This is a genomic window from Neotamlana laminarinivorans (assembly GCF_020523925.1).
GTDB classification, from domain to species: Bacteria; Bacteroidota; Bacteroidia; order Flavobacteriales; family Flavobacteriaceae; genus Neotamlana; species Neotamlana laminarinivorans.
In genome coordinates this window covers 597,471-612,325 of record NZ_JAJAPW010000002.1, presented here as the reverse complement: position 1 = coordinate 612,325, position 14,855 = coordinate 597,471, and the positions used below count along the sequence as shown (strand labels likewise).

14 protein-coding genes are annotated in these 14,855 nt (G+C 31.8%); 7 read left to right on the top strand and 7 right to left on the bottom strand.

The window, feature by feature from the left end; all coding sequences use genetic code 11:
- From LG649_RS06480 to LG649_RS06470, 3 genes are read right to left on the bottom strand one after another with little or no spacing between them, the layout of a single operon-like run.
- On the bottom strand, positions 1–603 hold the full coding sequence (locus LG649_RS06480) for an FAD-dependent oxidoreductase (RefSeq protein ID WP_226542422.1): 603 nt from the start codon (positions 601–603) through the stop codon (positions 1–3).
- A gap of 6 nt (positions 604–609) precedes the next feature.
- Positions 610–813, bottom strand: a complete 204-nt coding sequence (locus LG649_RS06475; RefSeq protein WP_226542420.1) for a hypothetical protein — start codon at positions 811–813, stop codon at positions 610–612.
- 9 nt (positions 814–822) lie between these two features.
- Entirely contained in the window at positions 823–1,410 is a 588-nt protein-coding gene (locus LG649_RS06470) for a MarC family protein (protein WP_226542418.1), read from the bottom strand.
- Between the two features lie 99 nt (positions 1,411–1,509).
- On the opposite strand from LG649_RS06470, the gene LG649_RS06465 reads away from it, so the two are divergent.
- From LG649_RS06465 to LG649_RS06450, 4 genes are all read left to right on the top strand, one after another.
- Complete coding sequence (locus LG649_RS06465) at positions 1,510–2,082, top strand: DUF3109 family protein (RefSeq protein WP_226542416.1); 573 nt, start codon at positions 1,510–1,512, stop codon at positions 2,080–2,082.
- 564 nt (positions 2,083–2,646) lie between these two features.
- On the top strand, positions 2,647–3,921 hold the full coding sequence (locus LG649_RS06460) for a ribonucleotide-diphosphate reductase subunit beta (protein ID WP_226542414.1): 1,275 nt from the start codon (positions 2,647–2,649) through the stop codon (positions 3,919–3,921).
- 3 nt (positions 3,922–3,924) lie between these two features.
- Positions 3,925–5,724, top strand: coding sequence for a ribonucleoside-diphosphate reductase subunit alpha (locus LG649_RS06455; RefSeq protein ID WP_226542412.1), 1,800 nt, complete (start codon positions 3,925–3,927; stop codon positions 5,722–5,724).
- Between the two features lie 106 nt (positions 5,725–5,830).
- Entirely contained in the window at positions 5,831–6,343 is a 513-nt protein-coding gene (locus LG649_RS06450) for an RDD family protein (protein WP_226542410.1), read from the top strand.
- Between the two features lie 450 nt (positions 6,344–6,793).
- Here LG649_RS06450 and odhB read toward each other — a convergent pair whose 3' ends face one another.
- Both odhB and LG649_RS06440 read right to left on the bottom strand, forming a co-directional pair.
- Positions 6,794–8,002 carry a 2-oxoglutarate dehydrogenase complex dihydrolipoyllysine-residue succinyltransferase gene (gene odhB, locus LG649_RS06445; RefSeq protein ID WP_226542409.1) on the bottom strand — a complete coding sequence of 403 codons (1,209 nt, stop codon included), beginning with the start codon at positions 8,000–8,002 and terminating at the stop codon, positions 6,794–6,796.
- A 30-nt stretch (positions 8,003–8,032) separates the two neighbouring features.
- Positions 8,033–10,783, bottom strand: coding sequence for a 2-oxoglutarate dehydrogenase E1 component (locus LG649_RS06440; protein ID WP_226542407.1), 2,751 nt, complete (start codon positions 10,781–10,783; stop codon positions 8,033–8,035).
- A gap of 216 nt (positions 10,784–10,999) precedes the next feature.
- Here LG649_RS06440 and LG649_RS06435 point away from each other — a divergent pair, with 216 nt between their 5' ends.
- Complete coding sequence (locus tag LG649_RS06435; protein ID WP_226542405.1) at positions 11,000–11,455, top strand: alpha-ketoglutarate decarboxylase; 456 nt, start codon at positions 11,000–11,002, stop codon at positions 11,453–11,455.
- Here LG649_RS06435 and LG649_RS06430 read toward each other — a convergent pair.
- Together LG649_RS06430 and LG649_RS06425 are read right to left on the bottom strand one after the other, a co-directional pair.
- Entirely contained in the window at positions 11,452–11,802 is a 351-nt protein-coding gene (locus LG649_RS06430) for a hypothetical protein (RefSeq protein WP_226542403.1), read from the bottom strand. The two genes, LG649_RS06435 and LG649_RS06430, sit on opposite strands and share 4 nt — an antisense overlap.
- A gap of 2 nt (positions 11,803–11,804) precedes the next feature.
- Positions 11,805–12,779, bottom strand: a complete 975-nt coding sequence (locus LG649_RS06425; RefSeq protein ID WP_226542401.1) for a polyprenyl synthetase family protein — start codon at positions 12,777–12,779, stop codon at positions 11,805–11,807.
- Positions 12,780–12,901: 122 nt separating this feature from the next.
- Here LG649_RS06425 and LG649_RS06420 point away from each other — a divergent pair, with 122 nt between their 5' ends.
- Together LG649_RS06420 and LG649_RS06415 are read left to right on the top strand one after the other, a co-directional pair.
- Entirely contained in the window at positions 12,902–13,519 is a 618-nt protein-coding gene (locus tag LG649_RS06420; protein ID WP_226542399.1) for a TetR/AcrR family transcriptional regulator, read from the top strand.
- Positions 13,516–14,850 carry a TolC family protein gene (locus LG649_RS06415; protein WP_226542397.1) on the top strand — a complete coding sequence of 445 codons (1,335 nt, stop codon included), beginning with the start codon at positions 13,516–13,518 and terminating at the stop codon, positions 14,848–14,850. The genes LG649_RS06420 and LG649_RS06415 overlap by 4 nt, the downstream gene beginning before the upstream one ends.
- The last annotated feature ends 5 nt before the right edge of the window (positions 14,851–14,855 follow it).

The window sequence follows — 14,855 nt, the reverse complement described above, 5'->3', positions numbered from 1 at the left end:
CTAAACTTTATCATGTACTTTAGTATGCTTTCCTCCATTCCAAAGCGTTAAAATATCTGTAGCTACATGTGCTCCACTACCACAAGCCATAGCAAATTGGCTTCGCCATCCGGCTAATGTTCCTGCTACATAAAGGTTTTTTTCTACTAAATGATCGGTATTTTTTAACCAGATTCTGTTTTTTTCTATCGTAGCTCTTGGATGAGCTTCAATATAATTATCAAAACCACCTATATTAAATAAATTGGTGTAACCTACCGCAACAACAACTATTTCACTCTTGTAAGTGTTTTTATTAGTTATAATGGCAAAGTAATTACTTGTTTTTTTAACTTCTAAAACCTTTTCATTATCAATTTGCTCAATAGCCGAATACAAATCTTTAAGCTGTTTTGTACCATTTGTTAAAATTGATTCTCCGGTAGTTCCTGGAGATAAACCCAAAACATTATTAAACAAAGCCGTTTGTAAATGTGATGTTTTTTGATGCATTATAATAGCAACCTTTTTATCTTTAGCAAAAGATTTATTTTTAGCTGAGCCTAAAACCAAAGCACAAGACAAACCTGCTGCACCACCTCCAATAATTAAAGCATCAAACATACTTAATTAGCTTTTTTGGTTTACCTTTTTTTCAATTTTTTTAGATATTCTTAAAATTGTCATTAAAAAAATAGCACATAAACCTGCAACTATAGTTATTAATGCAATAATGCTATCTCCTTTAAATGGTGAATTAAAATTAACTTGGGTTACATTAAAAACTATTAAACCCAAAGCAAGTATACTTATTATATATGTAAAAACTTTCATAATGTAAATTTAAGCAATATCAAGCAAGGCTTTAATATTATGTGTAAAAAGTTTTACGGCTATGGCTAATAAAACCACTCCAAATATTTTACGAATAATATTTATACCATTCGACCCTAAAATACGCTCTATTCTTGCCGATGTTTTTAGTACAGCAAATATTATAATTACGTTTAATACTACGGCTACAATAATATTTTCGGTTCTAAATTCGGCACGAAGTGATAGTAATGTTGTTAAACTCCCTGGCCCTGCTATTAATGGAAAAGCCAACGGAAAAACAGTTGCTGTAACAGCAGATTGTTCTTCCTGTTTATAAAGTGTAATACCTAAAATCATTTCTAAGGCAATAAAAAACAAAATAAATGCACCTGCTACAGCAAATGAGTTAACATCTATACCTATAAGATTTAAAATACTCTTTCCTAAAAATAAGAATACAATTAAAATAGCACCAGCAATAATTGAAGCCTTTTCACTTTGTATATGCCCTGCTTTTTTTCGTAAATCTATAACTATAGGTATATTTCCAATAATATCAATTACTGCAAACAAAACCATAAATGCCGTAAATATTTCTTTTAAATTAAGTTCCATTTTTAAGGGTTTAAATTTTCGGCAAAAGTAGTATATAAATATTAATTAATTTCATAGTAATATTAACTATTTTTGCTCAACATTAAATTTACAAAAATTATGTTTCAGTTAGGTAAAACTATTGTTTCTGAGGATGTTATTGATAAAGATTTTGTTTGCAATTTAAATGCATGCAAAGGTGCTTGCTGTATTGATGGTGATGCTGGTGCACCGCTTAACATTGAAGAAACAAAAATACTTGAAAATATATACCCAAAAGTAAAACCTTTTTTAAGGCCTGAAGGCATAAAAGCAATTGAACAGCAAGGTACTTTTATAACTACTGAAGATAACGAACTTGAAACACCTTTAATAAATGGTGCCGATTGTGCTTATGTAATTTTTGATGAAAACAAAACTGCTCTTTGCGCCATAGAAGAGGCTTACAATCAAGGTGAAGTTAATTGGAAAAAACCTGTTTCTTGCCATTTATACCCTATTAGGGTACAAAATTACACTGAATTTTCGGCTGTAAATTATCACAAATGGCAAATTTGTGATGATGCTTGCCAACTTGGAGAAGAATTAGGAGTTCCAGTATATAAATTTGTAAAAGAAGCATTAATTAGAAAATTTGGTGCAGACTGGTACAACGAATTAGATAAAATAGCACAAGAAAAAAACAAAAAATAACGAGTTAACTTCTCCTTTTATTTTTAATAAAAAAACATTAAAATTTTAATTAATTTCTTTCAAGTAAAAACCCTTTAAAATTCACTTTTAGCCCTGTATTTTTACACCTATAATTTTAACTTATTTTACAACTAAAAAACCAAATTTTTTAGCCTTAATTTCAACCCAAAGTCTAGTTGATATTTTTTAGAGATTTTTAAACACAACACATTTCTACCAAAAACAATACACGCTTACAATATTCTAAAAACCAACTAATTAAACACCTAAAAACCCTTGCACAGGCTAGTAAAACAAGGCGTTGTTAAAAACTTGTTAACAACGTTTATTAAAACCTCTTTCATTTTTAACTACAATTCTCAATCTTTGTTGTAGGCAAAAAAAAGGAAAATTTTGGTTGGTTATTTGGACGATATACAGACTTAAATTACTCTTTAAAAAAGCCCCCAATCGGTCCTCATTTAAGGAACAACAATAAAACATTTTTTTAACGTAAAATCTAAACTGAATAACTAAAAATAGGCAGTTATTCTAATGGCTTTTTAGTCTGTAAATTTAAGCATCATGGAAATTACAAAAATTATTAAAAGAGATTACGAAACCGCTCCGTTTGTTTTAAATAAAATTTCAAATGCCATAGAAAAGGCAATGTTATCTGTTGGCAACGGAACTAAAGACGATGCTAAAGCAATTTCCGAAAAAGTTCACAACGAACTAACATCAAGACTAAACAACGATATAAATTATGTTCCTACCGTAGAGGAAGTACAAGATATTGTAGAAGATAAATTAATGGGCAGTGAGTTTCATGATGTTGCGAAAGCATACATTCTTTATAGAAACGAACAAGCCAGAAATAGAAAAACCAACATTTTTGAAAAGCGTATAAACTTAAAACCTTACGAGTACCCAGCTCTTTACGAATATGTTGATGCTATACGCCACTCCTACTGGATTCATTCAGAATTTAACTTTACTAGTGATATTCAAGATTTTAAAACAAAACTTACTGTAGTAGAACAAAACGCCATAAAAAACACAATGCTCGCTATTTCTCAAATTGAAGTAGCTGTAAAAACATTTTGGGGCGACATATATCAAAAAATGCCTAAACCAGAAATAGGCTCGGTAGGTTCAACTTTTGCAGAAAGTGAAGTTCGCCATCACGATGCATATTCACATTTACTAGAAATTTTAGGTTTAAATAATGAGTTTAAAAACTTAAAAAAGAAACCAGTAGTTATGCAGCGCGTTCATTTTTTAGAAACCGCTCTTAAAAACGCAAAAAGTGATGACAACCAAGAGTATGCAGAATCTATATTACTGTTCTCTTTATTCATAGAACACGTTTCACTGTTTTCTCAATTCTTAATAATTATGGCATTCAATAAGCATAAAAACATGCTTAAAGGAATATCTAACGTTGTAGAAGCCACCTCAAAAGAAGAGCAAATTCATGGCGATTTTGGTATTGATATAATAAAAATTATAAGAGAAGAAAACCCAACCTGGTTTGGTGAAGAAAATAATACAAAAATTCAAGACCTATGTAAACAAGCTTTTGAATCTGAAAGCAAAATTGTGGATTGGATTTTTGAAGCTGGTGAACTAGATTTTTTACCAAAAGATGTAGTAAACGAATTTATAAAAAACAGATTTAATAACTCCCTACAAAGTATTGGAATAGATAAAATTTTCGATATAAACGAAACACTAATAGCTCAAACCGAATGGTTTGATGACGAGATAATAGGCACGAAACACGGAGATTTCTTTGTAAAGCGCTCTATAAACTATAGTAAAAGAACCAAAAGTATAACAAGCGACGACTTATTTTAATCCATGAACGAACACGCAAACCCAGACATTAAAAACTCTCAAGCAGAAGCCGAGGCCGCTTCTAAATACAATGAGTTACTTAAGGCTAGAAAAGAAGCCAGAAAAGAAACTGTTAACAAAAAACAACCAGAAATTAAATGGTTAACAGAACACAGTCGTAAATTTTTATCATCAGGATACCTTACCAAAGGAACCACACCAGAAGCTCGTATTTTAGAAATAGCACAACGTGCCGAAGATATTTTAAAAATAGACGGATTTGCAGATAAATTTTATGGCTACATGGCCGAAGGGTATTACTCGTTAGCATCTCCTGTATGGTCTAATTTTGGTAAAAAACGTGGTTTACCTATTAGCTGTTTTGGCTCTCATGTTTCAGATGATATGGGAGATATTTTATACACCCAATCCGAAGTTGGTATGATGTCTAAACTTGGAGGAGGAACATCTGGATACTTTGGTAAACTTCGCCATCGTGGAGCACCTGTAAAAAACAACGGCGAATCGTCTGGCGCTGTTCATATAATGCAATTATTTGAAAAAATGGTTGACGTTGTTAGCCAAGGTTCTGTAAGACGTGGTCGTTTTTCTCCTTACTTACCTATAGATCATAGCGATATAAATGAGTTTTTAGAAATTGGTACAGAAGGTAACCCAATTCAAGAACTAACTCATGGCGTAACTGTTGGTAACGAGTGGATGGAGCAAATGATTGATGGAGACGTAGAAAAAAGAACGCTTTGGGCTAAAGTTTTACAGCGCAGAGGAGAAATAGGTTATCCTTATATTTTCTTTAGAGATAATGCTAACAATAATGCAGCCGATGTTTATCGTGATAAAAACCACGAAATTTACGCGAGTAACCTTTGTAGCGAAATTATGCTGCCAACAAACGAAAGATGGTCGTTTGTATGCGTATTATCTTCCATAAACCTTTTACATTACGACAAATGGAAAGATACCGATGCGGTTGAAACCATGATATATTTCTTAGATGCTGTTTTAGAAGAATTTATTACAAAATTAGAAGAGTATAGAAACTCTCCTAATCGCGACGACCAACAAACTTTCCTGTTTATGGAAAAGGCTTATAATTTCGCAAAAGAAAACAGAGCTTTAGGAATGGGAGCTTTAGGATGGCACTCGTACTTACAAAGCAAAATGTTATCCTTTGATAGCCAAGAAGCATTTAATTTAAACAGTGAAATCTTTAAAACAATTAAAGAACGCTCAATTAAAGCTTCAGAAGAATTGGCTAAATTATTCGGCGAACCAGAAGTATTAAAAGGATACGGAAGACGTAACACCACTTTAAACGCTATTGCACCTACAACATCATCTGCGTTTATTTTAGGTCAAGTATCGCAAGGTATAGAGCCAATTTGGTCTAATAGCTACGTAAAAGATATTGCTAAAATAAAAACAACAATAAAAAATCCGTTTTTATTAGATTTATTAGAAGAAAAAGGCATGAATACTAACGAAGTTTGGAAGAGTATTCGCGATTACGATGGTTCTGTACAGCATCTCGATTTTTTAACAGATCATGAAAAAGATGTATTTAAAACCTATTCAGAAATAGATCAGTTAACCATTATTTACCAGGCAGCCAACCGCCAAAACCATATAGATCAAGGACAATCTATAAACATTATGGTGCACCCAGACATGCCTGTTAAAGAAATAAATAAAATATATGTAACTGCATGGAAACTTGGTATAAAGTCATTGTATTACCAACACAGTATGAATGCAGCACAAAAATTCAAACAGAAAAAAGAATGTACTAGCTGTGAAGGCTAATGCTAAAGTGTTATGGATTTTAAAAAAGCATCTCTACATAAGAGATGCTTTTTTTATATAGATCTAAAAAACTATCTTTAACATAAAAACCTAACCTTACGTATTTATGATGATTAAAATTACCCCAGATCTTTATGCTAGTAAACAACAACGATTTGCTAATTATCTTATTGATTTAATTATAAATTTGCTTCTCTTTTATGGCATTTTTTTTGGTATAATATACCTAAGTTACATATTTTTAGAAGACACCACTTCCATAGATTTATTTATATATGAATTAGATAACGTTAACCCTATACTCGATAGAATAATTACAGCTATAATTATGGCTCTGCTATATTTTACCTTTGAAACCCTACTTAAAGGAAGAACAATAGGTAAATATGCAACTAAAACAAAAGTAGTTCTAGAAGATGGCACATCGCCAAAACCAATAGATTATTTAAAACGTAGCTTTAGTAGAATGATTCCTTTTGAAGCCCTTTCTTTTTTAGGAAGCGAGGGACGTGGCTGGCACGACACAATATCAAACACTTATGTTGTAGATGTAAAGGCATTTGAATTAAGATTAAAATCAGAAAGCGAACTAGAACAACTTGGTAAACCCCAATTTTAAAAAATACGCAGAAGTACGTATTTTTTAATTGAACAACAACACATACCTTTACAGTGCTATTAATTAGTTCTTGGGGAGAATTAAATAAAAGGTTCTTAGTCTTTAATGATTAAGAACCTTTTTTAATAAAATAATAAAATTTAAAAAAATACGTATAAGTGCGTATTTTTTTTACAAATATATATAGCTAATTTTAACACCAGCAACTAACAACATTTAACACTATATTTTTAACCCTAAAAAACTCAATTTTAGAGATTTAAAAATGAAAAACAACGGTTTAATTATGGAACAACAAAATAAGCTATTTAATAAATGCTGTGTTGTGGGTTTAGCTATTCTAGTAATTATTACCATAACATTTAATATTATTACATTTTTTTATTAAACACGATAATACAAAAAAGGCGCTGTTTACACAGCGCCTTTTTACTTAGATTTAAAAATATTTTATAATTCTAAAGCCTTTTTTACATCGTTATTCATTAGTAAATCTATAGGGTTTTCTAAAGCCTCTTTAACAGCTACTAAAAATCCAACACTTTCTTTGCCATCAATAATTCTATGATCGTATGACAATGCAACATACATCATTGGGTGAATTTCAACATTACCATCTACAGCAATCGGACGTTGTATAATGTTATGCATTCCTAAAATACCGCTTTGAGGTGGATTAATAATAGGTGTAGATAACATACTACCAAATACACCGCCATTAGTAATGGTAAAAGTACCACCTGTCATTTCATCAACCGTAATTTGACCATCGCGAGCACGTAATGCTAAACGTTTTACTTCAGACTCTACACCTCTAAAGGTTAAATTTTCGGCGTTTCTAATTACAGGAACCATTAATCCTTTAGGTCCAGATACTGCAATACTAATATCACAGAAATCATAAGAAATCATTTCCTTACCGTCAATCATTGAGTTTACAGCAGGATACATTTTTAATGCACGAACAACAGCTAAAGTAAAGAAAGACATGAAACCTAAACCAACACCATGTTTTGCTTTAAAAGTTTCCTTGTATTCGTTACGTAGCTCAAAAATAGGTGTCATGTTAACTTCGTTAAACGTTGTTAACATAGCCGTGGTATTTTTAGCCTCAACTAAGCGTTCTGCTACTTTACGACGTAACATGGACATTTTACTACGACTTTCTCCTCTAGAACCTCCTGTAGGCGTTCCCATTGAAGGTACTGCTTTTACAGCATCGTCTTTTGTTACTCTACCATCTTTTCCTGTTCCAGAAACCGATGAAGCTTCAATACCTTTTTCTGCTAATATTTTTTTAGCAGCAGGACTTGCTGTTCCTGTTGCATATGTTTTTTCAGCAGTTGCTGGTTTTGTAACTTCAGCTTTTGGTGCTTCTTCTTTAGCTTCAGTCTTTGGCGCTTCACCTCCTTCAGGTTTTTCAGCATCTGTATCAATTAAGCAAACAACGGCTCCTACTGCAACAGCATCACCTTCTTCTGCTTTTAATGTAATGGTACCGCTAACCTCTGCAGGTAATTCTAGCGTTGCCTTGTCACTATCTACCTCTGCTATGGCTTGATCTTTTTCAACATAATCACCATCTTCTACTAGCCATGTTGCTATTTCTACCTCAGTAATAGATTCCCCTGGAGAAGGGACTTTCATTTCTAAAATCATTGGTCTTAATTTTTAAGTCGTATTTTTCGTTTATTTTATTTCTTCGTTATTAAAAACAGCGTCAATTACGCGGCGTTGTCTCCTTTTATCTCTTGTACTTGAACCAGGTGCAGGCACCGAGCTATATGGTCTTGAACAAACTTCTAGTTTTACTATATTTAAGCGTTCTGCCATAAAACTCCAAGCTCCCATATTTTTGGGCTCTTCTTGAGCCCAAACATAATTTTCTACATTTGGATATTTATTAATTACTTCTTGTATTTTATCTAAATGAAGCGGGAAAAGCTGTTCTATTCTCACTAATGCAACATCTTCTCTATTTAAAGTTTCGCGTTCTGCCAATAAATCATAATAAAATTTACCTGTACAGAATACTAATTTTTCAACTTTTGAAGCTTCAATAGTATCATCTATAACTTCTTGGAAGGTTCCTGATGCTAATTCGTTAATTGAAGATACTGCTTTTGGGTGGCGTAATAAGCTCTTTGGTGTTAAAACAACTAATGGCTTTCTAAAATCGCGTTTCATTTGGCGACGCAATAAGTGGAAAAAGTTGGCAGGTGTTGTACAGTCTGCTACAATCATGTTATCGTTGGCACAAAGTTGTAAGTAACGCTCCATTCTTGCTGAAGAGTGTTCTGAACCTTGACCTTCGTATCCGTGAGGTAACAATACTACAATACCGTTTTGAACTTTCCATTTATCTTCTGCTGCCGATAAATATTGGTCGAAAATTATTTGTGCACCATTACTAAAATCTCCAAACTGTGCTTCCCAAATGGTTAATGTATTTGGGTTTGCCATGGCGTAACCATAATCGAAACCAAGTACACCATATTCAGATAAAAAGGAATTAAAAATATACATTTCACCTTTATTATCTGGGTTTGTGTTTAGTAAGTTTATTCGTTCTTCAGATTTTTCATCTCGAAGTATAGCATGGCGATGACTAAATGTTCCGCGTTCTACATCTTGACCAGATATACGCACGTTAAAGCCTTCTTCCATTAAAGTTCCGTAGGCTAAAGTTTCTGCCATTCCCCAATCTAAAGTATCGGTTTCAAAAACCATTTTTTTACGCCCTTCAAGAATACGTTCTGCTTTTCTTAAAAACTTTACGCCTTCTGGAACTGTAGAAACTACTTTAGATATGTGTTCTAATTTATTTTTTGGATAGGTTGTTTCTACCTCCTTTAACATAGCATCAACACCTCTTCTGGTAAAATCTTCCCAACGCTCTTCCATGAATTCACGAACTTTTGAAGAGTCGGCCTCTTTAGATTTTTCGTATTCACTCTCAAGAGTTTCTTTAAATTCTGTAACAATACCATCTACATAACCTTTATCTATAGTTCCTTCAGCAATTAACTTATCAGAATATATTTTAAACGGGTTTGGGTGTTTTGATATAGATTTGTATAATGTTGGTTGTGTAAATCGGGGCTCATCACCTTCGTTATGGCCATATTTACGATATCCTAACAAATCTATATAAACATCTTTTTTATATCGCATTCTGTACTCTAAAGCCATTTCTACGGCATGAACTACAGCTTCAGCATCATCAGAATTTACATGTAAAACTGGAGATAAGGTTACTTTGGCAACATCTGTACAATATGTACTGGAGCGAGCATCTAAATAATTGGTAGTAAAACCTACTTGGTTGTTAACTACAATATGTATTGTACCACCGGTTTTGTAACCGTTTAATCGGCTCATTTGTGCAACTTCGTAAACGATACCTTGACCTGCTATAGCTGCATCTCCATGAACAACTATTGGTATTATTTTCGAGTCATCTCCGTTATAATCATTATCTATTTTTGCTCTTGTAATACCTTCGGCTACTGGAGCAACGGTTTCTAAATGTGATGGATTAGGCACTAAGTTCATTTTAATGCTTTTACCATTCTGGTAGGTTTTATTTAAAGTTAAACCTAAATGATACTTTACATCTCCATCAATGTTTTCGTCTTCAAAATCTTTACCATCAAATTCGTTAAACAACTCGCGTAATGGCTTTCTAAAAATGTTAACCAATGTACTTAGTCTGCCTCGGTGTGCCATACCTAAAACGCATTCTTTTACATCGTACTTTAAAGATGCATAAAATAGCACATTACTTATTGCTGGTATTAAAGACTCTCCACCCTCTAATGAAAAACGTTTTTGACCAACATATTTGGTTTGTAAAAAGTTTTCAAAAGTAACCGCTTGGTTTAGTTTAGATAAGATGTATTTTTTTGTTTCTGCAGAAAAACTTGGCTGATTATCATTTTTGTTAAGTTGCTCTTGCCACCAACCAATAACCTCGGGATTACGCAAATACATGTATTCTACACCTATAGAATCGCAGTAAATACTGTTTAAATGTTTTAAAATAACACTTAATGGTTGTGCACCAATACCTAATACTTCGCCAGCATTAAAAACGGTAGCTAAATCGTTTTCGCTAAGACCAAAATTTTGTAAATCTAAAGTTGGTGTATAAGTACGACGGTCGCGAACAGGATTTGTTTTTGTAAACAAATGCCCTCGCATTCTGTATCCATCAATTAATTTTACAACTTGAAATTCTTTCTGTAAATGTTCTGGTATTTGCGTGCTAACACCATCAACTATTTCTCCGCTTACACCATAATTCTCACTACCAAAATCGCACCCTTGAAAAAAGGCTCTCCAACTTGGCTCTATGGCATCGGGATTTTGTAAATATTGCTCATATAATTCTGCAAAATATGCTGTATGAGCTGCATTTAAAAAGGAATATTTATCCATTGTTTTATTTAATACCTTGTAGGTTTAGTAAAAATATTTTTCAAAAATACAATTTTTAGCATAATTAGAGGTTTGTTTAACTATTTTTATATCTTGATCTTCAATTTAATTCGTGATATTAAATTTTTGTTAATTTTTTATAGATTCTTTATTATGAAAACCACAAATTTTTACATTTTATGTTTCTGTTTTTTTAGCTTAACTGTTAATTTTAAAATGAAAGCACAATCTAGCTCTCTATTTTCTTGGGAAAAAGTAAAGTTTGGAGGGGGCTTAGGAGCTAATTTTAGCAATGATTTTTTTAGCGGAACAATTGCACCAAGTGCCATATATGAGTTTGACCAAATTTTTTCTGCTGGTTTGGGTTTAAACTTTACATATAACAGACAAAAGGATATATACAAGTCTACAATTTTAGGCGGAAGTTTAATTGGACTAGCTAACGTAATTCCAGAGATACAACTTTCGGCAGAATTTGAGCAATTAAATGTTAACACTAGTTTTGATAACAATACAATTGCTACAGATAAATATTGGTTACCTGCACTGTTTTTAGGTGCCGGATACAGAAGTAATAATTTTACTCTAGGTGTTAGGTATGATGTGCTTTACGATAATGATAAAAGTATCTATGCAAATGCGTGGATGCCGTTTATTCGGGTATATTTTTAAGCGTATTTATGCCTAAACCAAACTTTTTGCCATTCACGTTTTAAAATTAAAAACGATACTGCTTCTGAAAGCTTTAAAACGTCGTCACCATTTAATGCCTTTATAGCATCTTCAGATACATCTATAATGTAAAGTAAGTTTAAATATTCTGAGAATTTTTCTTGAATAAGCCTATAAACAGTTTCATGCAAAACTAGCTTTAAACTTGTTGGTGGTATATCTTGATGAAAATCAAAATCTATGTTAGCCAACAAAAAATCTTTATTAAGTTGTTTTACTAAACTTGTATATAAGTTTAATTGATTAGCTTCTTTAATTAATGCGTCAAAAGTTGTTGGGAGTTGCATTATTAAACTGTACGATTCATTAAACTACTACCAAAGGCTTTTAACAACTCTTTCTTCTCTTCAGAAATTTTTAAATCATCTAAATTTTTAAACGCCTTATTTGTATACAATTTTATAGCTTCTTTGGTTGCATCTGCCGAACCTGACGCTTTAAACAAACGTTTAGCTGTTTCCACTTTTTCTTCAACCTTATCGGGTTGCGACGAAAATAAGTTTACTAATTCTACTTTATCATTTTCACCTAAAAACTCGATCGCTTTTAGGTATAAATAAGTCTTTTTATTTTCAATAATATCGCCACCAACTTGTTTTCCAAAAGTCTTTGGGTCTCCAAAGGCATCTAAATAATCGTCTTGTAACTGGAAGGCTATTCCTAAATTTTTACCAAACTCATAGATATTATTTTGCTCTTCTGTAGAAGCTTTTGCTACAATAGCCCCCATTTTCATGGCAGCACCAACTAAAACAGCGGTTTTATATTCAATCATTTTTAAATACTCTGGAATGGTAACATCGTTTCTGGTTTCAAAATCAACGTCATATTGTTGACCTTCACAAACCTCTAAAGCTGTTTTACTAAACAATTTAGCCAAAGCTTGAAAAACATTTGCTTCATAATTTTCGAAAAGCTGATATGCCATAATTAGCATAGCATCACCGGAAAGAATACCTGTATTTATATCCCATTTTTCGTGTACAGTTTTTTTACCTCTACGCAATGGTGCATCGTCCATAATATCATCATGAACTAACGAAAAATTATGAAAAACCTCAATACTTAATGCTGCATTTAAAGCCTCTTTATAATTTCCATTAAAAATATCGGCGCTCATTAAAGTTAATACTGGTCTTAAACGTTTTCCTCCCAGATTTAAAATATAATTTATGGGATTATAAAGATTTTTTGGTTCTTTTTCTGTAACAAATGTTTCTAAGAATGAAACAAAATGAGTTCTGTAATCGTCTATTGAATGCATAGCACAAAAATAAATGAAAACTTCTACAAAAAAGCAGAAAACAAGTTTAATGTTAAAAAACGGTAAAACTTTGGAAACTATTTTTGTTTTTATAGTTTCCGGTTGTACATTTGCCCCAAATTATGAAAGAGAATATTTTAAACACTGCTGTAGATTTGTTTTTAAATTACGGATTTAAAAGCGTAACCATGGATGATATTGCCAATACGCAAGGCATATCAAAAAAAACCATTTATCAATATTTTAAGAATAAAACTGTATTAGTTGAAGCTTCAGTTAATCATTTATTTCAAACAATATCTGGTGGAATTAATGGTATTTGTAGTCTACAAAAAAATCCTATTGACGAAATTTACGAGATAAAGAATTTTTTAATGCGTAATTTAAAAGATGAAAAATCGTCGCCCCAATATCAACTCGAAAAATATTATCCTAAAATTTATAAAGAAGTTAAACACAAGCAAATGTGTGTAATGCAAGAGTGTATTCGCGAAAATTTAAAACGTGGACAACTAAGTGGTTTATTTCGTAATAATTTAAACCTAGAGTTTGTAACCAAAATATATTTTACGTGCATGATGGCTTTAAAAGATAAAGCACTTTTTCCTTTAGAGCATTTTTCTATGCAGGAACTTATGGATAATTATACGGAATACCATTTACAAGGAATTTGCACATCGAAAGGACTAGAGTATTTAAACAACTATTTAGAAATCAATCAACAAACAATTAATAAATGAAAAACAACCTAATTACCATTATAGGTTTTCTTTTTTGTGTATTATTAAACGCACAAGAAAATAGCTCCCATAGTTTTAGCTTACAAGAAGCTATAGATTATGCCAAAGAAAACAACAGAACCATTAAGAACGCAGACTTAAGTATTTTAGCTGCAAAACAGGACGTAAAAGCTACTACCGCATTAGGTTTACCACAAATAAATGGTGCAGTAGATTATAGTACTAACTTAAAAACACCTTTTGATGATTTAGAGGTAGACCCAGATGACCCAAGTAATATTATTCCGTTTTTATACCCTAAACACCAATTAACACCTGCAATTCAATTAAATCAATTACTTTTTGATGGTGGATATATTGTTGGCTTACAGTCGAATAAAGTGTTTTTAGAAATATCAAAAAATGCTAAAGATAAAACCGTAAATCAAATTGAAACTGCTGTTATTAGTGCTTACAATAATGCTTTATTAACTAAAGAAAGCATTGTAATTACCCAAAATAACATTACTGTTTTAAAAGACAATTTAAACGAAACAACCAAAATTTTTGAAAATGGGTTAACCGAAGAAGAAGATGTAGAACAATTACAAATTACACTTTCTAGCTTAGAAATCAACCTTAAAAACATTGAAACTTTACACGAAATATCAAAAGGTTATTTAAAAGTACTTTTAGGATTAAACCCTAACGACACTATTACATTAACCAGTGATTTAGAAACTTTAGTAACAGAAAATATTTCGCTAAACTTAATTAGCGATAATCATGATATTACCAATAACATAGATTACAAAATATCTACAAACGAAGTTACAAGCAAAGAGCTTGAATATAAATTGCAAAAAGCAGAACAATTACCAAAATTAAACGCATTTGTTAATGCTAGTTACCTTGGTAACAACGAAAATTTTGGAGATTTCTTTAAAAAAGAACAAGAATGGTATTTCTTTTCTGGCGCAGGCGTAAGTTTAACTGTACCTATTTTTAGTTCGTTTGGCAACAAAGCAAAACGCCAAAAAGCAAAAATTGAATGGGAAATTGCACAAAACAATCTTTTAGAACAGCAAAATCAATTAAATGTAGATGTGCAAAACGCTAAAAACGAATATAATTTAGCTATAGAAACCTACGCTAACAAACAAAAAAACTTGACTTTAGCCGAAAAAATTGAACGTAAAAACACCATTAAATACCGTGAAGGTATTGCTAGTAGTTTCGATTTAAGACAAGCACAAACCCAACTTTACACCATACAACAAGAATATTTACAATCTATTATAGATGTAATTAACAAAAAAGCAGAATTAAAAAACCTATTAAACCTAAAATAACAACC